The organism is Dietzia lutea, from assembly GCF_003096075.1.
GTDB lineage: Bacteria > Actinomycetota > Actinomycetes > Mycobacteriales > Mycobacteriaceae > Dietzia > Dietzia lutea.
Genome location: NZ_CP015449.1, coordinates 2,043,343 through 2,068,151 on the forward strand (window position 1 = coordinate 2,043,343; position 24,809 = coordinate 2,068,151).

The following is a 24,809-nucleotide window of genomic DNA, read 5'->3' on the forward strand; positions in this document are numbered from 1 at the left end:
GAGCGGGGGGTGACCGGAGTGGATACGACGACGACGGCGAGGGCGTTCGGTCTCGGCGCGCTGCGCGCGGTGGACGAGCCGTTGGAGTCGTTGGACGCCTCGGCGCTGAGCGAGGTGGCGCGGTCGGCGACGCTGGCGCAGAACCTGGCGGGGGCCACTCGGCTGCATGCCGCACACCTGCTGGTCGAGAGCTTCAAGTCCCTGGACGAGGCCGCCCGCGGCGAGCCCGGCGCCGATACCCGTCCCGCGCACGCCCGCCTGGACCCGGCCGACCGGGCCCGCCACCACCTCGCCGCGGCGCTGGCGATGACCGGCTGGCACGCCCGCCACCTGGTCACCGCCGGCGTGCAGATCCACACCCGCCTGCCCCGCCTACGCGAGGCCGTCGAGCGGGGGCTGCTGCCCGAGCAGTTGGCCATCGACGCCGCCTGCCGCCTGGCCTCGATCCCCGACGACATCATCAGTGGTGTCGAATCCGATGTCGTGGCCCGCCTGACCCGCGACCTGGCCGGCGGTCACCGGCCCAGCCGCACCGCCCTGGACACCACCGTCGACGCCTCCCGCGAACGCCACGACCCCCAAGGCGCCGGCGACGCCGTCGACGCGGCCGCCGACAAGCGCACCGTGCGGTTCCGGCCCGAACGCGACGGCATGACCAGCATGTGGGCCCATCTGCCCTCCGGCGACGCCGAGAAGCTGCGCCGCCGCATCGACGCCGCCGCCCGCGCCGCCGCCGAGACCGGGCATCCCCGCACCCGCGACCAACTCCGCGCCGACGCCCTGATCGCCCTGGGCGATCCCAACACCACCGACATCGCCGACCCCCTGCCCGACCACCCGGGCGACGACGGCGCGGCCGACCCGGCTGCCCCGGGCGCGACGGCCACCGCCGCCGACACCGACACCGCCCCCGGCACCGACGCCGCCGATGCGGCCGGTCGTGCGCCGCTGGGGGCCTCGTGGGGCACCGACCAGCCGATCCGCATCTCCGTGATCGACAGCATCGCCCAGGGCCTGCCCAACCGCGTGGAGTTCGTCACCGGCGCCTACGCCAGCTTCGACTGGCTGTGCGAGGAACTGCTCTCCGGCGGCGACGCCAAGGTCCGGTTCGAACTGCTCGACCCGCAACCCGGCACCGAGGACACCCCCGACGCGGCGCTGAAGTACCGCATCAGCCCCGCCCTGGCCGAACGGATTCGACTACGCGACGGCACCTGCCGCCACCCCGGCTGCACCGTCGACGCCCACAACTGCGAGATCGACCACGTCATCGCCTTCGATCACCAGCGTCCCGAACTGGGCGGGCCCACCGCCGAGTGGAACCTGGTGTGCCTGTGCCGCAAACACCACCGGGAGAAAACCTTCGGCCACTGCGCCTACCGGCCCGGACCCCTCGGCGAGCTGACCATCATCACCGAAACCGGACACGAACACCACACCAGACCCCACGGCCCCCTGGCCCAGGCCCGCGACCGCATCCTCGACCACCGCTGGCACCAACACCTCGACCGACTCATCGCCGACGACGGCCACCTCACCAACCCACGCGGCGCCGAACGAGACGGACCCCGCCCCGCCTGATCGGCGGGGCGAGGTCCGGACGCGAGGGACGACCGACGGAGTAGTCGGTTGTACCGCCTAGCTGCAGGCAGCGATCACCAATTCCTTCACGCGGGCCGGGTCGGCTTGTCCGCGGGTGGCCTTCATGACCGCACCGACGATCGCGCCGGCGGCCTGCACCTTGCCGGAGCGGATCTTGTCCGCGATGTCCGGCTGAGCAGCGAGCGCATCATCGACGGCCTTCTGGAGCGCGGAATCGTCGCGGACCACCTCGAGGCCCTTGTCCGCCACGATCTGATCGGGCTCGCCCTCGCCGTCGAGGACCGCGTCGACGACCTGACGGCCCAGCTTGTTGGTGAGCTTGCCCTCGGCGACCAGCTCGATGACCCGCGCCAACTGCGCGGGCGTGATGGCGAGGGCGTCCAGCTCGACGCCCCGCTTGTTGGCCTGCTGTGTCAGGTAGGACACCCACCACGACCGGGCCTCGGCGGGCGGCGCGCCGGCGTCCACCGTGGCGAGGATGAGGTCCAGGGCGCCGGCGTTGACGAGATCGCGCATCTCCTCGTCCGACACGCCCCAGTCCGCCTGCACGCGCGCCCGACGCACCCACGGCAGCTCCGGCAGCGTCGCGCGGATCGACTCGATGAGCTCCTCCGTCGGCTCGACGGGCGCCAGGTCCGGCTCGGGGAAATAGCGGTAGTCCTCGGCCGACTCCTTCGGGCGACCGGCGGTCGTCGTGCCGTCCGACTCGTGGAAGTGCCGGGTCTCCAGGACGACCTCGCCGCCGGACTCGAGCACGTCCGCCTGGCGGCACATCTCGTGGCGCACCGCGATCTCGACGCTGCGCAGTGAGTTGACGTTCTTGGTCTCGGTGCGGGTACCGAACTCGGTGGCGCCCTTGGGCATCAGTGAGACGTTCGCGTCGCAGCGCATCGACCCCTGATCCATCCGGACGTCGGATACGTCGAGGCTCTTGAGAAGGTCACGCAGTGCCGACACGTAGGCGCGGGCGATCTCGGGGGCCCGCTCCCCCGCCCCGACGATCGGCTTGGAGACGATCTCGATGAGCGGCACGCCGGCACGGTTGAAGTCCAGCAGCGAGTGCGTGGCGCCGTGGATGCGGCCGGTCGCCGAGCCCACGTGCGTGGACTTCCCGGTGTCCTCTTCCATGTGGGCGCGCTCGATGTCCACCCGCCAGGTGGAGCCGTCCTCGAGCTGGACGTCGAGGTAGCCGTCGTGGGCGATCGGCTCGTCGTACTGCGAGATCTGGTAGTTCTTCGGCTGGTCCGGGTAGAAGTAGTTCTTCCGGGCAAACCGGCTGTACGGCGCGATCGAGCAGTTCAGCGCGAGACCGATCTTGATGGCCCACTCGACCGCCTGCCGGTTGGCGACCGGCAACGCGCCCGGCAGGCCGATGCACACCGGACACACCTGCGTGTTGGGCTCGGCCCCGAACGCGGTCGGACACCCGCAGAACATCTTGGTGTTGGTGTGCAGCTCGACGTGCACCTCCATACCCATGACGGGATCGAAACGTGACACGACCTCGGTGAACTCCATGCCGAACAATCTAGCCGAAGAGGCAGGCGGCCTCGCGGTAGCGGTCCTCCGGAACTGTCTTGAGCACCGACACGGCCTCCTCGACCGGCACCATCGCGATCGACTCCCCCCGCAAGGCGACGATCTGGCCGAAATCCCCGCGGTGCACGGCATGCGCCGCATGCACCCCGAACCGGGTCGCCAGATTGCGGTCGTAGGCGGTCGGCGTGCCGCCCCGCTGAATGTGGCCCAGCACCGTGGTGCGGACGTCGCGGTTCATGCGCTCACGGATCGCCGTCGCCATCTGGTCCGCGACCCCGGTGAAGACCTCGTGCCCGAACTGGTCGGTGCCACCCTCGCGCAGGGTCATTCCGGAGCCCTCGACGGGTGTCGCGCCCTCGGCGACCACGCAGATGCCGTAGGCCTCCCCCATCTGGAAGCGACGCTTCATCACCTTGCACACGTAGTCGATGTCGAACGGGACCTCGGGGATCACGATCATGTGCGCCCCCGAGGCGAGCCCGGCGTGTAGAGCGATCCAGCCGGCATGACGGCCCATCACCTCGACCAGCATCACCCGCTCGTGGGACTCCGCGGTCGTGTGCAGACGGTCGATGGCGTCCGAGGCGATCGACACGGCCGTGTCGAAGCCGAAGGTGTAGTCGGTGCCACCGACGTCGTTGTCGATGGTCTTGGGCACGCCCACCACGGGTATGCCGTTCTCGGTGAGCCACCGGGCGGCCTTGAGCGTACCGTCGCCGCCGATCGCCACCAGGGCGTCCAGGGCGTGCCGCTCGAGCGTCTGACGGATCTCCGGGAGGCTGGCCGTCAGAATGTCCGGGTTGAGTCGGCCGGTCCCGAGGATCGTGCCACCGCGGAGCAGGATGCGGTCGATGCCCTCGTCGTCGAACAGTGGGACCGCACGGTCCTCCACCACGCCGGACCACCCGTCCTGGAAGCCCAGGACCGGCGAGTCGTACTCGGAGTTGGCGGTGCGGACCAGGGCGCGGATCACCGCGTTGAGGCCGGGGCAGTCGCCGCCGGCGGTGAGGACACCTATACGCACGTCGAGCTCCTCTCGGTTCCCCCGCAGTCTAGGGGCGCACGGCCTCCCGCCGCGCGGGTCACCTCGCCGAGCGGGTCACCTCGCCGGGCTGGTCGCCGGCTCCGCGAACGACTGATCGCCCGTCTTGAACGCCATCGTGACGAGGCCGCCGAGCAGGACGACCACCGCGGGCAGGAACATCGAGTCCGCGACCGCCTGACCGATGTCCCCGTGCGCGACCTGGCGAGCCTGCATCAGCGCGCCGATCGCGGCGGAACCCAGCACGGCGCCGACCTGGCGAGTGGTGTTGTACACGCCGGACCCGGCGCCCGCGGAGGCCAGCTCGAGGCGGCGCATCGCGGTGGAGGACGTCGGCGCCCACACACACCCGTTGGCCACCCCCATGAGGGCGATGGGGCCGAGCAGGACGAGCACCGGCGTCTGCGAGTCCATCACCAGCGCCAGCCAGAACAGGGAGATCGCGAAGGAGAAGTACCCGACGCCCGTGAAGATCCGCGGGTCGAGGCGATCGGCCCACCGGCCCACGACCGGCGCGAGGACACCGGCGACAAGAGCCATCGGCAGCAGCATGAGGCCGGCCCGCGTCGGGGTCAGCTCCTTGACGCCCTGCAGGTAGAACATGAGCGGCACCATGGTGCCGGCGGTGACGAAGCCGATCGTCGATACGCCGAACGTGCCGATCGAGAAGTTGCGGTCGCGGAACAACCGTAGAGGGACCAGCGGCTCGGTCCGCACGCGCGACTGCCACCACACGAACATGGCGAGCCCCACGACCCCGGCCACGATCAGCGCCGCGGTCGTTCCGCCCCAGCCGTGTGACTCGCCCTGCTGGATGCCGAACACCAGCAGGAACATGCCGATCGCCGACAGCACGATCCCGGGCACGTCGTAGGAGCGCGTGCGGGTCTCGAGCACCGGCACCCACAGCCACACCAGCACCACGGCGAGTACACCGAACGGGATGTTGACGAAAAAGATCCAGCGCCAGTCGAAGGCGTCGATCAGCACGCCGCCGAACACCGGGCCGACCACCGACGCGATCCCGGCCACGGCGCCCCACGTGCCCATCGCCGCGCCCCGACGCTCGGGCGCGAAGACGCGCGTGATCACGCTCAGCGACTGCGGCGTCAGGAGCGCGGCCCCGACACCCTGGAACACCCGGGCGACGATGAGCATCTCGACGTTCGGGGCCAGGCCGCACCACAGCGACGCCCCGGTGAACACGACCAGTCCCGCGATCGCGACCGTGCGCGGTCCGATCTGGTCCCCGAGCCGCCCGGTGAACAGCAGCGGGACCACGTACGCCAGCAGGTAGGCGCTGGTCACCCAGATCACCTGGTTGGTGCTGGCACCGAGCTGGGTGACGAACGCGTCGGTGGCCACGGCGACGATCGTCTGGTCCACCAGGATCATGAAGAACCCGATGACCAGGGCCGCGAGGGCCTTCCAGGCGTCCCGCTCGGGGACCGTGGTCACGCTATCGCGCCTCTCGCGGCCTCGTATGCGGCGCCCACCCGGTAGAGGCGGTCGTCGGCGAGCGCCGGCGCCATGATCTGCAAGCCCGCGGGCAGTCCGTCGACGAGACCGGACGGCACGGACATGCCGCAGTGCCCGGCGAGGTTGAGCGGCAGCGTGCACAGGTCGAACTGGTACATCGCGACCGGGTCCTCGACCTTGTCCCCCAGCGGGAACGCCGTCGTGGGCGTGGTCGGCGAGACGAGGACGTCCACCTTCTGGTAGGCGGCGTCGAAGTCGCGCGCGATGAGCGTGCGCACCTTCTGCGCCTGGCCGTAGAAGGCGTCGTAGTAGCCGGCCGACAGGGCGTATGTGCCCAGCATGATGCGGCGCTTGACCTCCGGCCCGAAGCCGGCCTCGCGGCTCGCGGCCATGACCTGGTCGGCCGAGCCCTCGCCGGTCCGCAGGCCGTAGCGCATCGCGTCGAAGCGCGCGAGGTTGCTGGAGACCTCGGACGGGAGGATGAGGTAGTAGGCGGGCAGTGCGTAGCGGAAGTTGGGGCAGGAGACCTCGACGATCTCGGCGCCCAGCTCGCGCAGGGTGTCGACCGCGGCGCGGAACGACGCCTCGACGCCGGGCTGGTAACCCTCGCCCGAGAACTCCGAGACCACGCCGACGCGCAGTCCGGTCAGGTCGCCCTTCGCGCCCTCCCGCGCGGCCGCGACGACGTCCGGGATCGACACGTCGAGGCTCGTGGAGTCACGCGGGTCGTGCCCGGCGATCACCTGGTGCAGCAGCGCGGTGTCCTCGACGGTGCGGCCGCACGGCCCCCCCTGGTCGAGCGAGGAGGCGCAGGCCACGAGGCCGTAGCGCGAGACGGTGCCGTACGTGGGCTTCACGCCGACCGTCGCGGTGAGCGCGGCGGGCTGGCGGATCGACCCACCGGTGTCGGTGCCGATGGCGAGCGGCGCCTGGTGGGACGCGAGCGCCGCGGCCGAACCGCCGCCCGAGCCGCCCGGCGTGCGGCTGGGATCCCAGGGGTTGCGGGTCGGTCCGTAGGCGGAGTTCTCGGTGGAGGACCCCATGGCGAACTCGTCCATGTTGGTCTTGCCGAGGATCGGGATGCCCGCCTCACGCAGCCGACCGGTCACGGTCGCGTCGTAGGGCGAGCGGTATTTCTCGAGGATGCGGGAGCCACACGTGGTGGGCGCGTCGGTGGTGGTGAAGACGTCCTTGAGGGCGATCGGCACGCCGGCCAGCGGGCCGAGCGTCTCACCGGCGGCCAGGCGGGAGTCGACGTCCCGCGCCGCCGCGAGGGCCTCGTCGGCGCCCACGTGCAGGAAGGCGTTGATCTCGCCGTCGACCTCGTCGATCCGGTCCAGGTGCGCACGGGTGACTTCCTCCGAGGACACCTCCCGCGCGGCGATCCGGCCCGCCAGCTCGGCGGCGGTGGCGGTGGTGAGCTCGGTCATGCGTCCTCTCCCAGGATCTGCGGGACCTCGAAGCGCTGCTCGTCGGAGGCCGGGGCCTGGTCGAGCGCCTGCTCCGGGGTCAGACCCGGGGCGACCACGTCGTCCCGGTACACGTTGGTGATCGCGGTGGGGTGGCTCATCGCCGGGACGTCGTCCGCGGCGACCTCGGAGACGGCCTGCACGTGGTCGAGGATGTCGGTGAGCTGCTGTGCGAACGAATCCAGCTCGGCGTCGCTCAGTTCCAGGCGGGAGAGCCTGGCCAGATGCGCGACGTCCCCGCGTGAGATCGAGGTCACGTGCCTGCCCCTTTCCGTGGCGTGGTCGGTACCGGCCCAGCCTAGTCAGGCCGCGGGGGTGCGGCACAATGGGCGTCATGTCTTATCTCCTCCGCGTCATGTTGCCCGACCGACCGGGCAGCCTCGGCTCCCTCGCGGTGGCCCTGGGAACCGTTGACGCGGACATCATCAGCCTCGACGTCGTGGACCGCTTCGACGGTGTCGCGGTGGACGACATCGTCGTGGACGTACCCCACGGCACCTTCCCCGACTCCCTCATCACGGCGGCCGAGCGACTCGACGGCGTGGTCGTGGACTCCCTGCGTCCGTTCGGCGGGATCCTCGACGCCCATCGCGAGCTCGAGCTGATCGACGCGGTCGCCGGGGCGGGCGCCGGGGCCGCGCAGATGCTCGCCGACGAGATCCCCGCCGCACTGCGCGTCGGCTGGGCGTTGGTGCTGGAGGTGACCGGGGACGCGACGTGTCGACTGGTGGCCCGCGGGGAGTCCGCGCCGATGTGGGAGGGGGGCGAGGTCCCCGTCGTGTGCGGCCTGGCACGCGTCACCGCACTGGATGACGACGACGACGAGGTCCCGGCCGAATGGACGGCGATGGACACCGCGTTGGCGGCCGCGCCCCTGAACGCCGGTCACGTCCTGGTGGTCGGTCGGCCCGGCGGCCCCTCGTTCCGGCCGTCGGAGATCGCCCGTCTCGGCTACCTCACCGGGATCCTGCGGACCCTTCACGCCGGCTGAGGCGCGTCGTCACCGGTCGACGTCGTCCGCGTCCGGATCCGCGGTCTCGGCCGGGGCGGGCCCGTTCGCCAGGAGCTCGACGAAGCCTGCCTCGTCCAGGATGGTCAGCCCGAGCTCCTCGGCCTTCGCCGCCTTCGAGCCCGGGTTGTCGCCCACGACCACGTAGTCGGTCTTCTTGGACACCGAACCCGAGGCCTTGCCGCCGCGGGCGATGATGGCCTCCTTGATGCCGTCGCGGGTGAAGCCCTCGAGCGAGCCCGTGGCGACGATCGTCAGCCCCTCGAGCGTCCGCGGGATCGACTCGTCCCGCTCATCGGCCATCGAGACGCCGGCCGCCGTCCACCGGTCGACGATCTCGCGATGCCAGTCGACGCCGAACCACTCGACCACCGACGCGGCGATCGTCTGGCCCACGCCGTCGGTCTCGGCCAGTTCCTCCTCGGACGCGGCGCGGATGGCCTCCATCGTCCCGAACCTGGTCGCGAGGGCACGCGCGGCCGTGGGACCGACATGACGGATCGACAGGGCGACCAGGACCCGCCACAGCGGCCGGTCCTTCGCGGTGGCGAGGTTGGCCAGCAGCTTGCGTCCGTTCTCGGTGAGCACGGTCCGCTCGGGCTCGGCCCCCTCCTCCATCTGCTTCCGCGTCGCCTTGTCGATACGGGTGTAGAGGTGGGTGCGGAGGAGATCGGCCTCGGTGAGATCGAAGAGCCCGGCCTCGTTCTCGAGCACGCCACTGGCGAGGAGGTCGGACGCCCCCTCGTATCCGAGTGCCTCGATGTCCAGCGCGTTGCGGGAGGCGAGGTAGAACAGCCGCTCGCGCAGCTGGGCGGGGCACGACCGCTGGTTGGGGCAGCGCCAATCGGCGTCGCCCTCGCGGGCGGGGGCCAGGACGGTGTCGCACTCGGGGCAGCGCTCGGGGAAGACGAACTCGCGCTCGGTCCCGTCGCGCCGCTCGACCACGGGACCGAGGACCTCGGGGATCACGTCGCCGGCCTTGCGGATCACCACGGTGTCGCCGATGAGCACGCCCTTGCGGATCACCTCGGTCTGGTTGTGCAGCGTCGCCAGTGAGACCGTCGACCCCGCGACGAGGACCGGCTCCATGTAGGCGAACGGGGTCACGCGCCCGGTCCGGCCGACGGAGACCCGGATGTCGAGCAACTCCGTCATGACCTCCTCGGGCGGGTACTTGTAGGCGATCGCCCACCGCGGGGCCCGGGAGGTCTGGCCGAGGCGGCGCTGGACGGCGCGGTCGTCGATCTTCACCACGAGCCCGTCGATCTCGTGCTCGGGGTCGCCGCGGTGCTCACCCCAGTACCGCATGCGCTCGACCACCTCCTCGACGCCGGTGGCGGGCGCGGTGTGCGGGGAGACCGGCAGGCCCCAGTCCGCCAGGGCCAGGTAGACGTCGTGGAGGCTCTGGAACGTCGCGCCCTCCACCGCTCCGAGCCCGTGGCAGTACATGCCGAGACGGCGCTGGGCGGTGATGGCGGGGTTCTTCTGCCGCAGCGACCCCGCGGCGCTGTTGCGGGGGTTGGCGAACGGCGCCTTGCCCTCGGCCACGAGCCGGGCGTTGAGCTCGGCGAAGTCCTCGAGGCGGAAGAAGACCTCCCCGCGGACCTCCAGCAGCGAGGGCACCGGCCGGTCCTCCGTCGGGGTGAGGGTCACCGGGATGTCCTCGATCGTGCGGGCGTTGAGGGTGACGTCCTCGCCGGTGCGCCCGTCGCCACGGGTGGCCGCGCTGACCAGCTTCCCGTCGCGGTAGACCAGATCCAGGGCCACGCCGTCGATCTTCACCTCGCAGAGGAACGGCAGCCGGTTCTCGGGCACGCCCGCCTGCTCGACCGCGGAGGCGACCCAGTCGCGCAGCTCCTCCTCGGAGAAGACGTTGTCGAGACTGGTCATCCGCTCCAGGTGCTCGACCGGGGCGAAGTCGGTGGAGAAGCCACCGCCGACGAGCTGCGTGGGCGAGTCGGCGGTACGCAACCCCGGGTGCTTCTCCTCGAGCGCCTGCAACTCCCCGAACAGCCGGTCGAACTCGGCGTCGGAGACGATCGGCGCGTCCTTGACGTAGTAGCGGAACTGATGGTCGCGGACGGTCTCCGCGAGCTCGGTCCACTCCTGCCTCACCTCCGGCGGGATGTCCCCGGTGCCGACGGGCTCGGTGCTGTCGCTCGCTTGGCTCACACAGACAGGTTATGTCGCAGGCGGCCACGATGCCTCCGCGGTGTCGGAGCGCTGGCCTACGGTGAGCCCATGAACAACGACATCACGCTCCCCGTCACCATCGACCGGAACCGCCTCCTGGCCTTCGACCTCGAGACGACCGGTCCCGACCCGCGTACGGCCCACGTCGTGACCTCGGCCCTGATCGAGATCGACGGGCCACACAAGAAGGCACGGAACTGGCTGGCCGATCCCGGTATCGAGATCCCCGAGGGGGCGACCGCGGTGCACGGCATCACCACCGCCCACGCGAGGGAGCACGGTCGGCCCCACGCGGAGGTCATCGCGGAGACCGTGGAGGCCATCCGGCAGGGATGGCGCGACGGCCGCACGCTCGTGGTGTTCAACGCGTGCTACGACCTGACGATCCTGCGCCGGTGGCACCCGACATTCGAGGTGGCCGGCCCGGTGATCGATCCCTATGTCGTCGACCGTGCCGTCGACCCCTTCCGCAAGGGCAAACGCACGTTGGAGGCGCTGTGCGGTCAGCACGGGGTGCGCCTCGACGCCGCGCACGAGGCGGCCGGGGATGCGCTCGCGGCTGCACGCCTGGCGTGGAAGATGCTGGGGACGCAGCAGAAGTTGTCCGGCTGTGACTGGCGCGAGTCCAACGCACAGCAGGCCCGGTGGCACGAGGCACGCCAGCGGGACTTCGCCGCCTACCTCGAGCGCTGCGGGAAGGACGCGTCCGACGTCAACACCCTGTGGCCGATGGCGACGGTGTAGCCCCGGCCGATCACTCGGCCATCCGGGGCGCGGTCTCCGCGACGAGTCGGGATGCGCGCAGCGCCGCGGCGGCCCCCGAGGGCGAGACGATGTCGTCTGCCGTCGGCGTGAGGACGATCGAGGGCAGGCGCGACTGAGGCGGCGCCCCGAGCCGGTCGAGAAGCGCCACCAACTCCGCCGCGGGTCGTTCGGCCTCGGCGGTGGTCCGCGGCGGCCGGCCGGCACCGGGCAGACCCTCCAACTGGAGGGTGCGGCCGTCCCCCAGCAGGGTGCCGGCGGCGTCGAGGGCGGCGTGCGACCGCGCGGAGTACAGCGGTGAGGCGGGCACGCACGCGCCGTCGAGAGGCGTTTCGCCCCGGGGCGGCTCGGCGATGACGGACCAGACCGGCGGCGCGCCGGGATCCGACGTCGCGGGGACGCGGACCATGACCTCGGCGGCGCCGGCGCGGCGCAGGGCGTCTCCGAAGCGGCACAGCGACAGGGCGAGCTGGTCGGCGGGGACGGCCGCGATCGGGTCGAGGCGGCTGGGTGACTGCACCGTCCCGGCGGCCACCTTCCAGAGCAGTGGCTCGTCGAGCAGGACGCGGGCGCCCGCACGCAGCCGGCCCGCGAGCCGCGCGGCGAAGCCTCCCGCGCCCTCGGTGAGGGAGGCCGCCAGGTCGCGTCGGGCACCGCGGTCGGACAGGACCGGCATCCCGCCGGGCAGTTCCACCTGCGCCGCGAGCGACCACGGGCCCACGATCCGCACCTGGAGCCGACGACGATCGGGCTCGGGCACCTCCTCGGGGTCCCTCGCCAGCTCGTCGGCCTCCTCGAGGGCGTCGCCGTCCCGCTCGAGGTGGTCGGCGGCCCGCCGGGCGAGGCGGCCCGGCGAATCGGCGAGCCGCCACCCGCGCGGCGTGACGTCCGTGGGCAGGTCCGCGAGCATCGCGAGGGTCCGGCCGATCGCGTCCGCGCCGGGGCCCCGGTCAGCCAGCTCCGGCAGGAACGGGAGGGAGTGACACTCCCCCATCACTACGCGGGCCGCCTCGCGGGGATCGGTGCCGGGCATCGGGCCGGGCCCGGTGCTGGACGGTGAGGGACCCGCTCCCGGCGTCACACCGTCTCCGTCGCCGGGCGGGAGGCGGAGATGGTGCCGCTGCCCAGGACGCGGTCGCCGTCGGGCTCGGAGCGGTACAGGACGGCGGCCTGCCCGGGTGCCACCCCGCGGACCGGCTCGTCCATGGTGATCTCGAGCGTGGCGTCCGCGCCGTCCCCGACCCGACGGACGTGCGCCGGGGTGGCCTCGCCGTGCGCGCGGATCTGCACGTGGCAGTCGGTCTCGCGGACCTCGTCGTCGACCAGCCAGTACGGCGAGGTGGCCGTCATGGCGACGGACAGCAGGTGATCCGCGCCGCCGACGGTGACGGTGCCGCTGTCGGCGTCGATCGCGGTGACGTACCGGGGGCGGCCGTCGGCCGCAGGTCCCTGCACACCGAGCCCCTTGCGCTGGCCGATGGTGAACCCGTGGATCCCGTCGTGGCGGCCGAGCTCGTCACCGGTGTCGGCATCGACGACCGCGCCGGGGCGCACCCCGATGCGGGCCCCGAGGAACGCACGCGTGTCGCCGGACGGGATGAAGCAGATGTCGTGGCTGTCGGGCTTGGTGGCCACCGGCAGACCCGCCGCCTCCGCCTCGGCGCGGACCTGCGACTTGAGCGAGTCCCCCAGCGGGAACATCGAGTGGGCGAGCTGCTCGGGGGTGAGCACGCCGAGGACGTAGGACTGGTCCTTGGCCGCGTCGACCGCCCGGCGCAGGACGGGCCGGCGGGAGCCGTCGGGCAGTTCCTCGGTCGACAGCCGCGCGTAGTGCCCGGTCGCGACGGCGTCGAACCCGAGCGCCATGCCGCGCTCGAGCAGCGCCTCGAACTTGATGCGCTCGTTGCAGCGCAGGCACGGGTTGGGCGTCTCCCCGCGGGCGTAGGACTCGACGAAGTCGTCGATGACGTCGGCCCGGAACCGCTCGGCGAAGTCCCAGACGTAGAAGGGGATCCCCAGCAGGTCGGCGACGCGACGGGCGTCGCCGGCGTCCTCGCGCGAGCAGCAGCCCCGGGATCCCGTCCGCAGGGTCGCCGGATCGGTGCTGAGGGCCAGGTGCACGCCCACGACCTCGTGGCCGGCGGCCACGGCGCGGGCGGCGGCCACGGCGGAGTCCACTCCCCCGCTCATCGCGGCGAGCACTCTCATGACGCGCTCACCCCGGCACGGGCCAGACCGAGGCCCGCGACGCGGGCGCGGTCGGCGGCGGGGCCCAGGGCGGCGATCGCGGCGTCGACGTCGGCCTCGGTGGTCGTGTACCCCAGGCTGAGCCGCAGGCTGCTCCGCGCCGAGGCGTCGTCGGCGCCGAGGGCGAGCAGGACGTGGCTGGGCTCGGCGACCCCGGCGGTGCACGCGGAGCCGGTCGAGCACTCGATCCCGGCGGCGTCCAGCAGGAGGATGAGCGACTCTCCGGAGCATCCGGGGAAGGTGATGTTGGCGATCCCCGGGAGGCGCTCGCCGCCCCCGTTGGCGATCGCACCGGGGACCGCGGCGAGCACGCCGTCGACGAGACGGTCCCGCAGCGCGGTCAGCCGCCGCGTCTCGGCCTCCATCTCGCGAACGGCCTCCTCGAGGGCCACGGCCATGGCGACGACGCCGGGTACGTCCACCGACCCGGAGCGCAGGTCGCGCTCCTGCCCGCCGCCGAAGCCGATCGGCAGGCAGTCGGCGCCTCGGTCGAGGATCAGCGCGCCCACACCGAGCGGGCCGCCGAACTTGTGGGCGGACAGGCTCAGAGAGGTGACGCCGAGGGCGGCGAAGTCCACCGGCACGTGCCCCACGGCCTGGACGGCGTCTGTGTGGACGGCGGCGCCGACCGCGCGGGCGTGGCCGGCGACCGCCGCGACGTCGCCGAGGGTGCCGATCTCGTTGTTGGCCAGCATCGTCGCGACCAGGGCGAGGCGGGGGCCGGCCTCCTCGGCGAGCTCACGGACGGTGTCCGGGACGACGGCGCCGCGCGTGTCGACGGGCAGGAGCCGGATCTCCTTGTTCCCGCCGCGCCCGGTCGCCAGATGGGCGACGGCGTCGAGGACGGAGTGGTGCTCGGTGGCGCCGACGGCGACGAGGTCGCCGTCGTGAGCGGCCGCCTGTCCGAGAACCGCGAGATTGTCGGACTCGGTACCGCCGGAGGTGAACACCACCTCCGAGGGTCGACACCCGAGGTGGTGGGCGAGGGACTCGCGGGCCTCCTCGACGCGTCGCCGTGCGCGGCGACCGGAGCCGTGGAGCGAGGAGGCGTTGCCGACCACCGAGGCCGCCTCGGCGTAGGCGGCGACGGCCGCCGGACGCATCGGGGTGGTCGCGGCGTGGTCCAGATAGTGCACGGGGCGCAAGGTGGGCATATCGCAGGCAAGGATACGCCCGGATGCGCCGGACCCCGGCACCGCAGGGGTGCCGGGGTCCGGGTCGCGTCCGTCAGACACGGTGTGCGGGGCTCACTTGCGGGCGTTGACGGCCTCGGTGAGCTGCGGGGCGACGTTGAACAGGTCGCCGACGATGCCGTAGTCCGCGATCTCGAAGATCGGGGCCTCCTCGTCCTTGTTCACCGCGACGATCGTCTTGGACGTCTGCATGCCGGCGCGGTGCTGGATGGCGCCCGAGATGCCCAGGGCGATGTACAGCTGCGGCGACACGGTCTTGCCGGTCTGGCCGACCTGGAACTGGCCCGGGTAGTAGCCCGAGTCGACGGCGGCGCGGGAGGCGCCGACCGCACCCTTGAGGGAGTCGGCGAGCGGCTCGACGACCTCCTCGAACTTCTCGGCCGAGCCGACACCGCGACCACCGGAGACGACGACGGTCGCCTCGGTGAGCTCGGGGCGGTCGCCACCGACGATGGGGTTGCGCGAGAGCACCTTGGCGGCGTTCTCGGGCTCGGGGACCTGGACCTCGACGACCTCGCCCGCACCGGCGGCCGGGGACGCCTCGACGGAGCCCGGACGCAGCGTGTAGATCGGGGTGTCGCCGGAAACGGTGGCCTCGACGGTGTAGGCGCCACCGAAGATCGAGTGGACGGCCGAGCCGTCCTCACGGATCTCGATGACGTCGGTGAGGACGCCGGAGCCGGTACGGGCCGCGAGACGACCCGCGACCTCCTTGCCCTCGAAGGTGGCGGCCAGGACGATCGCGGCGGCGCCCTGCTCGGCGAGGCCGGCCAGGACGTCGACCTTCGGGGTGACGAGGTAATTCTGCACCGCGTCGCCCTCGGCGACGTAGATCTTCTCCGCGCCGGCCTCCTTGAGGGCGTCGGTGAGCGCGGCGGCGGTGCCGGTCTCGCCGAACACGACGGCGGACGGCTCGCCGAGCGCGCGGGCGGCGGTCAGCAGCTCGTTGGTGACCTTCTTGAGTTCGCCGTCGACGTGCTCGACCGCGACGAGGACTTCAGCCATGGTGGGTTCTCCTTGAAAAAGACTGTGATGAGTCGGTCGGGGTGAGCTCGCGTCAGATGAGCTTCTGCGACACGAGGTACTTGGCGATGTCGTTGCCGCCCTCGCCCTCGTCGACGACCTTCTCACCGGCCGCACGCGGCGGCTTCGGGGCGGAGGAGGTCACGGTCGACGCGGCGTTGTCCTTGCCGACCTGGCCGGCCTCGATGTTCGCGTCGGCCAGGGTGAGGACCTCGACCGGCTTCTTCTTGGCGGCCATGATGCCCTTGAAGGACGGGAACCGCGGCTCGTTGATCTTCTCGCCGACGGACACGACGCACGGCAGGGAGGCCTCCACCTCGAAGATGCCCTCGTCGGTCTCGCGCTCGCCCCTGGCGACGCCGTCGGCGATCTCCAGGGTGCGCATGTGGGTGAGCTGGGGCAGGCCCAGGTACTCGGCGAGGATGGCCGGGACGGCACCCATGCGGCCGTCGGTGGCCTCGTTGCCGGCGATGACCAGCTCGGTGCCCTCGATGGTGCCCAGCACGTTGGCCAGGGCCCACGCGGTCTGGACGACGTCGGACCCGTGGAGGCCCTCGTCGTTGAGGTGGACCGCCTTGTCGGCACCCATCGACAGGGCCTTGCGGATGGCCTCGGTGGCGCGATCCGGTCCGGCGCACAGGACGGTGACCTCGCCGCCGTTGGCCTCCTTGATCTGGAGCGCCTGCTCGACGGCCTTCTCGTTGATCTCGTCCAGGACCGCGTCCGCGGCCTCGCGGTCCAGGGTGTAGTCCCCGTCCGAGAGCTTGCGCTCGGAATAGGTGTCGGGAACCTGCTTGATCAGTACGACGATGTTCGTCATGGGCCTGCGTCGACCTCCTGCGAGTCGGGGCGGGGTGCGCCCCCCGTCATGACCGGGCGCACCGGATTGTGGTCCTGCCTGACACAATAACGGCACCGGCGTCACGGTGGCGGGGCCGGGTTCGCACCCGTCAGTTGATCCGCTTCTCCCAGCCGGCCCACGCGGCGTCGCGCAGTTCGTTCTTGCGCACCTTGCCGGTCGACGTCCGCGGCAGCGCCTCGGTCAGCTCCACCGCGCCGGGGACCTTGTAGCGGGCGATCTTCGTACGGCAGTGCTCGATCACGCCGGCCTCGTCGAGCTGCGATCCCGGCCGGACCACCACGTAGGCCTTGGGCCGCTCGCCCCACTTCTCGTCGGGCATGGACACCACGGCACAGTCCACGACGTCGGGGTGGGAGACGATCGCCTGCTCGACCTCGATGGTGGAGATGTTCTCGCCGCCGGAGACCACCACGTCCTTGGCGCGGTCGAGCAGCTGCACGTATCCGTCGGGGTGCATCACGCCGAGGTCACCGGAATGGAACCAGCCCCCGGCGAACGCGGCGGCGGTGGCCTCGGGGTCGTTGAAGTAGCCCTTCATGACGCCGTTGCCGGTCATCACGACCTCGCCCATCGTCACGCCGTCGGCTGGGACGTCGATCAGGCGGGTCTCCCCCGGCGAGGTCCGCTCGACCACGCGCACGGTGTCGGCATGGATCATCGCGACGCCCTGGCGGGACTTGAGGGCGGCCCGCTCGTCGGGGTCGAGATCGGCCCAGCCGGGCTGCGGGGTGCACACGGTGAAGGGGCCGTAGGTCTCGGTGAGGCCGTACACCTGGGTGACGTCGATCCCGAGCTCCTCGAAGCGGCGCAGGATCGTCGGCGAGGGCGGGGCCCCCGCGGTGACCATGCGGATCCCCTCGATCGGCCGGGCGGCCGGGTCGTCCGCGATCGTGGACAGCACGGCCGGCGCCCCCGCCAGGCGGTTGATCCCCTCGTCGTCGAACAGTCTCCAGATGTCCTCCCCGCGGACGGCGCGCAGACACACGTGGGTGCCCCGCGCCCCGGTCAGCGCCCAGGTGGTGCACCAGCCGTTGCAGTGGAACATCGGCAGGGTCCACAGGTACCGCGAGTCGGCGTCGAAGCCCTGCGTGATGATCTCGCCGAGCGCGTTGAGGTAGGCGCCGCGGTGGGTGTACATGACGCCCTTGGGGCGCCCGGTCGTGCCGGAGGTGTAGTTGACGGCGATGACGGAGTCCTCGTCGGCGACGGTCCACGGCACGGGCTGCGGCGAGGCGTTCGCGAGCCCCTCCTCGAGGGCCTCGGCGCGCGGGCCGAAGCGGGAGGCGTCGGGCTGGGTGCCGTCGGCGTCGGGCGCGACCAGGATGAGCCGCAGCGCGTCGGGGACCTCGTCGCCCAGGCCGGCGAGCAGGTCGGCGTCGGCGATGAGCACCTCGATGCCGGCGTGGTCGACGATGTAGGCGATCTCGGCCGGGGCCAGACGGGTGTTGAGGGCGACCACGGCGCCGCCGGCCAGCGGGACGGCGAACTGGGCGAGCAGGGCCTCCGCGGAGTTGGGGGCCAGGACGCCGACGCGATCGCCGCGCGCGACACCACGCATCTTCAGCAGCGAGGCCAGGCGGGTGGCCCGCTCGGCGAACTCGGCGTAGGTCTGGCGCCGCGGGCCGTCCACCACCGCGGTCGCGTCAGGTGAGACGCGCGCGGCCTTGGAGAGGAAGCTCAGCGGGGTCAGCGCGGTGTCGAGTCCGGAGTTCGCTGTCATCGGGGGTGTCCGCCTTCCGTCGGGCCGGGGCCGGGGCTGGTGCCCTCGCGGGCACGGGTGAGTGTCGTCACGGTATCGGCGGAGCGCGCTCCGCGAGCGGCGGTTCCCCCGGGCGTACCCCTGGGTCACCGGGCGCTCGGACTACGCTTACGCCCTGATCACTCTTTCGACGGGGGGACCTGTGGCACCGGCATCGTTACCGCGCACCGTGCGGTCCCTGGTCGTCGCCGGGTTCGCCCTCGCCGTGGCCTCGGGCTGCGCGTCGGACACACCGAGCGGGGACGCCCGCCTCGGCCAGGCCGCGAGCTGGTCGTCGGTGGCCGGTGGCCCGCCGAACTCGTCTCGGGCGCACGCCGGGGTGTCGGACTCCCCCGAGCTCCTCTGGTCGCGCACGCTGGGCGCCCCGGCGATCGGGGTGGCCTCCTCCGACGGGATCGGCACCTCGTTCCAGGCGACGGTCTCCGAGCGCGGCTGTAACCTCTTCGCCCTCACCGCCGACGACGGCCGCAAGCGGTGGTGCTCGCGGATGCCGACGGACGGCCCGCGCATCACGGCGACGGTCGACGGGCGCGGCTCGCTGTTCGTGCCGGCGTACGGCGGGGTCGCGGCGGTGGCCGCCGAGGGTGAGAACCGGTGGTTCGCCGCTACCCGCGGCGTGCCGACCACCGTGACGTTGATGGACAACCGCCACCTGCTGCTCGTCTCCCACCTCGGGGTCGCTCGCGTCGTCAACGCCCACACGGGTCTGGACGTCACCCCCGAGCTGCGCATCACCGGCGACGTCGCGACGGACGACCCGGCCTACGGTCTGCCGTGGTGCGCCACCGGTGCGCGGGGATGTCCGGTGCCGGCGACCGCGGCCGTGGACACCGACGCGGCCACGGCGTACCTCACCGCGTGGACGCCGGGCACGGCGGATCCGGAGCTGGTCGCCGTGCGGCTGGTCGGTGACGAGCGGCCCGCCCTGGAGGTCCTGTGGCGCGTCCCCCTGGCCGAGGGTCGGCTGGGCGTGCCGGTGGTCCTGTCGGGCGACCGGGACGAGGTCTACGTGCACGCCGCGGACGGCGCCCTCGCCGCGTACCGGGCGGCCGACGGCGCCGCCCTGTGGACGACGCCGGTCGGGTACCGCCCGGACGCCTCGCCGGCGTTGCTGCCCGACGGCACCCTGGTCACCGCGGGGCGCACGACGACCGTGTGGAGGGGTCCCGACGACGAGCACGACGACGACGCGGGCCCGGCGCCCGTGGTGGCCGTCCGCCCGGTCGACGGGACCGGCCGCGAGGTCTGGCGCCGGGACGACCTGCAGCAGCTCACCAACCCGGCCGCGACCCCGGACGGGCAGGTGGTCGTGGCCGTGCGCGCGGGCGGTGGCGGGGACGAGCCCGGCATCGCCGTGCACGTGCTCGACGGCGGCGACGGGCGGACCGTCCACCGGCTCGAGGTGCCCGCGGCATCGGGTCCCGTGTCGGGACTCAGCGTCGATTCGGACGGCCGGATCGCGCTGACGACCGCGATGGGCGCCGTCTACATGTTCGGCTGATCCCCGGCGGCCCGGGTCCGGGGCCCGCACACGAACACCACGGCCGACGTGCCGATGCGGGTGACCACCAGCGCCAGCGGCCGCGAACCCGACAGCGACAGCGAGCGACGCAGCACGTCCGGGTCGGTGTCGACGCCGCGCACGAGGATCTCCAGCGACCCGCAGTCCCGCGCGCGTAGGGCGCGACGCAGCTGCTTGCGGTCCAGCCGACACCGCTCGAGCACCTCGAACCCGCTGTGGCCCGGAGGGATCCGCGGCCCGGTCAGGTGCGCGATCCGCGGGTCGAGCTGGCGGAGCCCGTGCCTGCGGGCCCAGTGCCGCACGAGCCCCGCCCGGACGACCGCCCCGTCGGGATCCACGATGAACCGCTCGGGTTCGGGGTGGGCGTCGACCTCGTCGTCGTCGCCGTCGGTCACCTCCTCCACGTGCACGGCGACGCCGTCCGCGGTCAGGCGCGCCGGCCCCCACGGGCCCGGCGCCCCGGCGGCCGCGGTACGCACGACCGTCGCGCGGCGCCGCACGCCCCCCGACAGGCCCGGCGACCACAGGCAGGCCTCGCGTACCGAGCCGTCGAGGGAGACCAGCTCGACCTCGCCCTCGTGGCCGAGGGCGGACGTGTCGAGCCCGGGTGCGCACTTGATGACGTGGTCGCGGCCCGCGGCCCCGGCGAGGAGGTCCGGAAGCGGTGGGCTGAGTTGCGCCGGGTCGTGGATGCGGCGACCCCCGGCGCGGCGTGCGGGATCGGCCACCAGCACGGCCTCGCGGCTCGGCGGGGCGAGCGCGTCGGCGACGCACACCAGCGCCTCGGGCACGTTGTGGGCGGCCATCCGCGCGCGCACCGGGTCGAGGTCCGAGCCGATCACCCGGCCGGCCGTGCGGACGAGCTCGGTGAGCTCGGCGCCGACCGAGCACGTCACGTCGTGGACGTCCCGACCCGCCAGGCGCTCGGCACGGAGGGCCGCGACGGGCCAGGCCGTGGCCTGCTGCACGGCCTCGTCGGTGAGGAGCATCGCCCCCGCCCCGCGGATCCGGCCCCGCGCGCGGGCGCGGGCGGTGACGACGTCGATCGCCGCGGCCGCGTGCTCGGCGTCCGCGCGGCGGACGGTCGCCGTCGAGGACACGACGCACGCACGCGACCAGTCGAGGCCGGCGGCGAGGTCGATCAGGTCGCGGCCGGCGTCGGTGCGCAGGAAGTCCAGGTCCTCGGGGGTCACCGCCGCAAGGTTAGTTCCCGCCGGGCGCGATGGCCCGCGGGGTGGCGAGGACCTCCGCGACATCCGAGGCGGACGCCAGATCCGACAGCACGTCGAGGGTCGGCCGGAGCATCCCGAGGTGGCCGAGGATGCCGGCTTGTGCCGCGTCGTCCGCGCGGATCCACTCGGCGGCCCGGGCCTCGCTCGTCCCGCCGTCGGGTTCTGTCCCCTCCGGCAGCGCGGCCACGAAGAACAGCGTGTCGTAGCGCCGCGGCGGCCCGACCGGGGTCGTCCAGCGGTCCCACGGCCGCAGCAGGTGCGCGGACAGCACCAGGTCGTGCGCGGCCAGGAGTGAGTCGAGGTCGCCGTGCCCCGCGTCGAGCGCGCGCCGCTCGGCGACGCCGGGCGGGGCCGGGGGCGGGGGCGGTGCCGGTGACGTCGACAAGGGGGTGGCGCCCGCCGGCTCGGCGAGCAGGACGCCGGTCTCCTCGAACAGCTCGCGGGCGACCCCCCGGACGGCCGCGGCGGCGCGGTCGACGTCGATCCCGAACCGCTCGGCCCACCACTGCGGAGCGGGCCCGCGCCAGGGCCGCGTGCCGTGGTAGTCGCGCGGCTCCACCCCGCCGCCGGGGAAGACCGACATTCCGGCAGCGAACTGCATCGTCGACACGCGGTGCTGCAGGAACACCTCGACTCCCCCGCCGACCCGGGCGTCGCGGATCAGCGCGACCGTCGCCGCCTCACGGATCGGCACCGCCCCCGGCTCATAGGCCGCAGGAGCGTCGCCGCCGCCCACCACGCGCGACGACCCGGACGAACCCGCCACCCCGGTCATCCCCGTCGGTGCCGGCCCGATCGGCGGGCACGGCGGGCGAAGTAGCGGCCGTCGATCGCGTCGACCGTGATCGACTGCGCGAAGGCCCGGCTGAGGTTCTCGGAGGTGATCACGTCGTCGATGAGCCCCATGGCGGTCACCTCGCCCTCCGCCAGCAGCATGGCGTGGGTGAATCCCGGGGGGATCTCCTCGACGTGGTGGGTCACCAGGACCGTCGCGGGCGCGTCCGGGTCCATGGCCATGTCCCCGAGCCGGGCGACGAGATCCTCGCGGCCCCCGACGTCCAGTCCCGCTCCGGGCTCGTCGAGCAGCAGCAGCTCGGGGTCGGTCATCATGGCTCGCGCGATGAGCACGCGCTTGCGCTCGCCCTCCGAGAGGGTGCCCCACGTCCGGTCGGCGAGATGCTCGGCACCGATCGATTCGAGGGTGTCGGCGGCGCGGGCGAAGTCCTGCTCGTCGTACTTCTCCCGCCACCGACCCAGGACCGCGTACCCGGCCGAGATGACGAGATCGCTCACCACCTCGTCGCCGGGGATCCGGCCCGCGACGGCGACCGACGACAGGCCGACCCGGCTGCGCAGCTCGGTCACCTCCGTCCGACCGAGCTGTTCGCCGAGGACGACCGCGGTGCCGGTGCTCGGGTACTCCAACGCCGAGGCGATCCTCAGCAGCGAGGTCTTGCCCGCGCCGTTGGGGCCGAGTACCACCCACCTCTCGTCGAGTTCGACCTGCCAGGTCAGTGGCCCCACGAGGGTCTTGTCGTCCCGCCGGAGCGAGACGTCACGCAGGTCGAGAACGAGGTCGGGGTCGATGTCGATGGCGGTGCTCACGCTGCCCATCTAACCGGTTATCGCGGTCCCGGGTGGTGAGGAACACGGCTCGCGCGGGTTAACCGGAGATGACGGCCCTGAAGGATCGGCCCGACTTCGCTAGCGTCGACGGTGACGGACGTCGCCACCTCGCGGCGCCGACCCGCAGCCGGAAGGAGCACCGACGTGAACGACCGTCTTGCCATCGACGAGGTCCGTCCCCTCGTCTCCTGCGGGAGGTTCCCGTCGAAATCGGTGGTCGGCGAGATACTGCCGATCTCCGCCGTCGTCTGGAGGGAGGGGCACGACGCCCTGTCCGCCAGCCTCGTGGTCCGGCGACCCGGCGGCCTCTCCTCGCGCACCACCATGGAGCCCGGGGCCGAACCCGACACCGTGCACGCCCTGCTCCCCACCGATGTGCCCGGCATGTGGTCGTTCCGCGTGGAGGCCTGGTCCGACCCCTTCGCCACCTGGCGCAGCGGCATCACCAAGAAGATGGACGCGGGTCAGGACGCCGACGTGCTGGGCAACGAGTTCGAGGTGGGCGCGCGCGTGCTCGACCTCGCTGTCACTCGGGCCACCACCGCCGGTGAGGCCGACCGCGCCGACCTGCTCTCCGGGGCCGCCGATGCGCTGCGCGGTGACGGCGACGCGGCCACCCGCACCGAGCGGGCCCTGTCGGCGGAGGTCGCCGCTGCCCTCGCCGCCGACCCGGTGCGCGAACTGGTCACCGTCGGGCAGACGCACCGCGTGTGGGTCGATCGCCGCGAGGCACAGTTCAGCTCCTGGTACGAGTTCTTCCCCCGCTCCACCGGCGGCTGGGACGCCGAGGGCCGGCCCGTCCACGGCACCTTCACCACGTCGCGGGCGTACGTCGACCACGCCGCCGACCTCGGATTCGACGTGGTGTACCTGCCGCCCATCCACCCCATCGGGGAGATCAACCGCAAGGGCCGCAACAACACGCTGACCCCCGACCCGGACGACGTGGGGTCGCCGTGGGCCATCGGCTCACGGGACGGCGGCCACGACGCCGTGCACCCCGACCTCGGCACCACCGAGGACTTCCGCGGTCTCGTCGAGTACGCGGGCGAACGCGGGGTCGAGGTCGCGCTCGACCTCGCACTGCAGTGCGCTCCCGACCACCCCTGGGCCGCCGAGCACCCCGAGTGGTTCACCGTCCTGCCCGACGGGCACATCGCCTACGCCGAGAACCCGCCCAAGAAGTACCAGGACATCTACCCGATCAACTTCGACACCGACCCCGAGGGCATCTACGCCGAGGTGCTGCGCGTGGTCAGGCACTGGACGTCACTGGGCGTGCGGATCTTCCGCGTGGACAACCCGCACACCAAGCCCGCCGACTTCTGGAACCGGCTCATCAGCGAGGTCAAGCGCACCGAGCCCGACGTGCTGTTCCTCGCCGAGGCGTTCACCCGACCGGCCCGGCTGTTCGGGCTCGCCAAGCGCGGGTTCTCGCAGTCGTACACGTACTTCACGTGGAAGACCACCAGGGCCGACCTGGTCGAGTTCTGCGAGCAGCTGCTGGCCCACGTCGACGAGGCGCGGCCCAACATGTTCACCAACACGCCGGACATCCTGCACGAGTCGCTGCAGCGCGGCGGCCCGGCGATGTTCGCGATCCGCGCCGCCCTCGCCGCGACCCTCTCGCCCGCCTGGGGCGTGTACTCCGGCTTCGAGCTCTACGAGTGGCAGCCGGTCACCGACGGCAGCGAGGAATACCTCGACTCGGAGAAATACGAACTGCGGCCCCGCGACTTCGCCGCCGCCGAGGCCGCCGGACAGTCGCTGGCGCCCTGGCTGCGCGCGCTCAACCGGATCCGGCGCGAGCACCCCGCGCTCCAGCAGCTGCGGACCCTGCACTTCCACGACGTCGACAACGACCAGATCATCGCCTACTCCAAGGTCGACCCCGCCACCGGGGACACCGTCCTGACGGTGGTGACCCTGGACTCCCTCGGCATCCAGGAGGGAACCCTGCACCTGGACATGGCGGCGCTCGGCTACGACGACGACGCACGGTTCAGCGTGCGCGACGAGGTGTCGGGGAACGAGTTCCACTGGGGGTCGAGCAACTACGTCCGGCTCGAGCCGTGGTCCGCCGTCGCGCACATCGTCTCGATCCCACCCTGCCCCGAAGCACGTAGGGTCGAACTGTCCTACCGAACGCACACCGTGGATTGAGGCGAACGACCATGGGAAAGCACAAGAAGCAGGACCCCGCGACCGCCCGGCCCCGGCCGGAGAAGACCTCGTCGTCGTCGCCGTCAT

The 24,809-nt window shown here is 72.5% G+C and carries 20 protein-coding genes; 5 read left to right on the top strand and 15 right to left on the bottom strand.

Annotated features, from left to right (window positions below; translation table 11 throughout):
• Positions 1 to 18: 18 nt before the first annotated feature.
• The gene (locus tag A6035_RS09335; RefSeq protein WP_108849180.1) at positions 19 to 1,581 is read left to right on the top strand and encodes an HNH endonuclease signature motif containing protein; all 1,563 of its coding nucleotides are present in this window, start codon (positions 19 to 21) and stop codon (positions 1,579 to 1,581) included.
• 57 nt (positions 1,582 to 1,638) lie between these two features.
• Here A6035_RS09335 and gatB read toward each other — a convergent pair whose 3' ends face one another.
• From gatB to gatC, 5 genes are all read right to left on the bottom strand, one after another.
• Complete coding sequence (gene gatB, locus A6035_RS09340) at positions 1,639 to 3,120, bottom strand: Asp-tRNA(Asn)/Glu-tRNA(Gln) amidotransferase subunit GatB (protein ID WP_108849181.1); 1,482 nt, start codon at positions 3,118 to 3,120, stop codon at positions 1,639 to 1,641.
• 10 nt (positions 3,121 to 3,130) lie between these two features.
• The gene (locus tag A6035_RS09345) at positions 3,131 to 4,165 is read right to left on the bottom strand and encodes an ATP-dependent 6-phosphofructokinase (protein WP_108847563.1); all 1,035 of its coding nucleotides are present in this window, start codon (positions 4,163 to 4,165) and stop codon (positions 3,131 to 3,133) included.
• Positions 4,166 to 4,240: 75 nt separating this feature from the next.
• Positions 4,241 to 5,641, bottom strand: coding sequence for a DHA2 family efflux MFS transporter permease subunit (locus tag A6035_RS09350; RefSeq protein WP_108847564.1), 1,401 nt, complete (start codon positions 5,639 to 5,641; stop codon positions 4,241 to 4,243).
• Positions 5,638 to 7,092 (bottom strand): Asp-tRNA(Asn)/Glu-tRNA(Gln) amidotransferase subunit GatA, encoded by a 1,455-nt coding sequence (gatA, locus tag A6035_RS09355; RefSeq protein ID WP_108847565.1) that lies wholly within the window; start codon positions 7,090 to 7,092, stop codon positions 5,638 to 5,640. Before gatA ends, A6035_RS09350 begins: the two co-directional genes overlap by 4 nt.
• The gene (gene gatC, locus A6035_RS09360; RefSeq protein ID WP_061229410.1) at positions 7,089 to 7,388 is read right to left on the bottom strand and encodes an Asp-tRNA(Asn)/Glu-tRNA(Gln) amidotransferase subunit GatC; all 300 of its coding nucleotides are present in this window, start codon (positions 7,386 to 7,388) and stop codon (positions 7,089 to 7,091) included. The genes gatA and gatC overlap by 4 nt, the downstream gene beginning before the upstream one ends.
• A gap of 77 nt (positions 7,389 to 7,465) precedes the next feature.
• On the opposite strand from gatC, the gene A6035_RS09365 reads away from it, so the two are divergent.
• Positions 7,466 to 8,122 carry an ACT domain-containing protein gene (locus A6035_RS09365; protein WP_108849182.1) on the top strand — a complete coding sequence of 219 codons (657 nt, stop codon included), beginning with the start codon at positions 7,466 to 7,468 and terminating at the stop codon, positions 8,120 to 8,122.
• Between the two features lie 9 nt (positions 8,123 to 8,131).
• Here A6035_RS09365 and ligA read toward each other — a convergent pair whose 3' ends face one another.
• Positions 8,132 to 10,312 (bottom strand): NAD-dependent DNA ligase LigA, encoded by a 2,181-nt coding sequence (ligA, locus tag A6035_RS09370; RefSeq protein ID WP_108847566.1) that lies wholly within the window; start codon positions 10,310 to 10,312, stop codon positions 8,132 to 8,134.
• Between the two features lie 69 nt (positions 10,313 to 10,381).
• Between ligA and A6035_RS09375 the strand changes: the two genes are divergently transcribed.
• On the top strand, positions 10,382 to 11,077 hold the full coding sequence (locus tag A6035_RS09375) for an exonuclease domain-containing protein (protein WP_108847567.1): 696 nt from the start codon (positions 10,382 to 10,384) through the stop codon (positions 11,075 to 11,077).
• A 10-nt stretch (positions 11,078 to 11,087) separates the two neighbouring features.
• On the opposite strand, the gene A6035_RS09380 is transcribed toward A6035_RS09375, so the two are convergent.
• The 6 genes from A6035_RS09380 to A6035_RS09405 all read right to left on the bottom strand — a co-directional run bounded on the left by A6035_RS09380 (position 11,088) and on the right by A6035_RS09405 (position 18,140).
• Complete coding sequence (locus tag A6035_RS09380; RefSeq protein ID WP_244192401.1) at positions 11,088 to 12,176, bottom strand: uroporphyrinogen decarboxylase/cobalamine-independent methonine synthase family protein; 1,089 nt, start codon at positions 12,174 to 12,176, stop codon at positions 11,088 to 11,090.
• The gene (gene mnmA / locus A6035_RS09385) at positions 12,173 to 13,303 is read right to left on the bottom strand and encodes a tRNA 2-thiouridine(34) synthase MnmA (RefSeq protein ID WP_108847569.1); all 1,131 of its coding nucleotides are present in this window, start codon (positions 13,301 to 13,303) and stop codon (positions 12,173 to 12,175) included. Before mnmA ends, A6035_RS09380 begins: the two co-directional genes overlap by 4 nt.
• On the bottom strand, positions 13,300 to 14,496 hold the full coding sequence (locus tag A6035_RS09390; protein ID WP_108847570.1) for a cysteine desulfurase family protein: 1,197 nt from the start codon (positions 14,494 to 14,496) through the stop codon (positions 13,300 to 13,302). The genes mnmA and A6035_RS09390 overlap by 4 nt, the downstream gene beginning before the upstream one ends.
• A 93-nt stretch (positions 14,497 to 14,589) precedes the next feature.
• Positions 14,590 to 15,540, bottom strand: a complete 951-nt coding sequence (locus tag A6035_RS09395; protein ID WP_108847571.1) for an electron transfer flavoprotein subunit alpha/FixB family protein — start codon at positions 15,538 to 15,540, stop codon at positions 14,590 to 14,592.
• A 52-nt stretch (positions 15,541 to 15,592) separates the two neighbouring features.
• The gene (locus tag A6035_RS09400) at positions 15,593 to 16,378 is read right to left on the bottom strand and encodes an electron transfer flavoprotein subunit beta/FixA family protein (protein ID WP_108847572.1); all 786 of its coding nucleotides are present in this window, start codon (positions 16,376 to 16,378) and stop codon (positions 15,593 to 15,595) included.
• A gap of 130 nt (positions 16,379 to 16,508) precedes the next feature.
• Positions 16,509 to 18,140 carry an AMP-binding protein gene (locus A6035_RS09405; RefSeq protein WP_108847573.1) on the bottom strand — a complete coding sequence of 544 codons (1,632 nt, stop codon included), beginning with the start codon at positions 18,138 to 18,140 and terminating at the stop codon, positions 16,509 to 16,511.
• 208 nt (positions 18,141 to 18,348) lie between these two features.
• On the opposite strand from A6035_RS09405, the gene A6035_RS09410 reads away from it, so the two are divergent.
• Positions 18,349 to 19,680 (top strand): outer membrane protein assembly factor BamB family protein, encoded by a 1,332-nt coding sequence (locus A6035_RS09410; RefSeq protein WP_108847574.1) that lies wholly within the window; start codon positions 18,349 to 18,351, stop codon positions 19,678 to 19,680.
• Here A6035_RS09410 and A6035_RS09415 read toward each other — a convergent pair.
• The 3 genes from A6035_RS09415 to A6035_RS09425 are packed head-to-tail and all read right to left on the bottom strand — an operon-like array spanning position 19,665 to position 22,547.
• Positions 19,665 to 20,894 carry a THUMP-like domain-containing protein gene (locus A6035_RS09415; protein ID WP_108847575.1) on the bottom strand — a complete coding sequence of 410 codons (1,230 nt, stop codon included), beginning with the start codon at positions 20,892 to 20,894 and terminating at the stop codon, positions 19,665 to 19,667. The two genes, A6035_RS09410 and A6035_RS09415, sit on opposite strands and share 16 nt — an antisense overlap.
• A gap of 10 nt (positions 20,895 to 20,904) precedes the next feature.
• Positions 20,905 to 21,699 (bottom strand): NUDIX hydrolase, encoded by a 795-nt coding sequence (locus tag A6035_RS09420; RefSeq protein ID WP_244192402.1) that lies wholly within the window; start codon positions 21,697 to 21,699, stop codon positions 20,905 to 20,907.
• Between the two features lie 5 nt (positions 21,700 to 21,704).
• Positions 21,705 to 22,547 carry an ABC transporter ATP-binding protein gene (locus A6035_RS09425; protein WP_108847576.1) on the bottom strand — a complete coding sequence of 281 codons (843 nt, stop codon included), beginning with the start codon at positions 22,545 to 22,547 and terminating at the stop codon, positions 21,705 to 21,707.
• 156 nt (positions 22,548 to 22,703) lie between these two features.
• Here A6035_RS09425 and A6035_RS09430 point away from each other — a divergent pair, with 156 nt between their 5' ends.
• A complete protein-coding gene (locus tag A6035_RS09430; protein WP_108847577.1) occupies positions 22,704 to 24,722 on the top strand; it encodes a maltotransferase domain-containing protein in 2,019 nt (672 codons plus the stop codon).
• Positions 24,723 to 24,809 lie beyond the last annotated feature (87 nt).

Coding starts and splice junctions, on each gene's coding strand:
- A6035_RS09395 (WP_108847571.1), bottom strand. CDS start 15,540: ATGGCTGAAGTCCTCGTCGCGGTCGAGCACGTCGACGGCGAACTCAAG.
- A6035_RS09400 (WP_108847572.1), bottom strand. CDS start 16,378: ATGACGAACATCGTCGTACTGATCAAGCAGGTTCCCGACACCTATTCC.
- A6035_RS09375 (WP_108847567.1), top strand. CDS start 10,382: ATGAACAACGACATCACGCTCCCCGTCACCATCGACCGGAACCGCCTC.
- mnmA (WP_108847569.1), bottom strand. CDS start 13,303: ATGAGAGTGCTCGCCGCGATGAGCGGGGGAGTGGACTCCGCCGTGGCC.
- A6035_RS09425 (WP_108847576.1), bottom strand. CDS start 22,547: ATGGGCAGCGTGAGCACCGCCATCGACATCGACCCCGACCTCGTTCTC.
- A6035_RS09390 (WP_108847570.1), bottom strand. CDS start 14,496: ATGCCCACCTTGCGCCCCGTGCACTATCTGGACCACGCCGCGACCACC.
- gatB (WP_108849181.1), bottom strand. CDS start 3,120: ATGGAGTTCACCGAGGTCGTGTCACGTTTCGATCCCGTCATGGGTATG.
- A6035_RS09365 (WP_108849182.1), top strand. CDS start 7,466: ATGTCTTATCTCCTCCGCGTCATGTTGCCCGACCGACCGGGCAGCCTC.
- gatA (WP_108847565.1), bottom strand. CDS start 7,092: ATGACCGAGCTCACCACCGCCACCGCCGCCGAGCTGGCGGGCCGGATC.
- A6035_RS09405 (WP_108847573.1), bottom strand. CDS start 18,140: ATGACAGCGAACTCCGGACTCGACACCGCGCTGACCCCGCTGAGCTTC.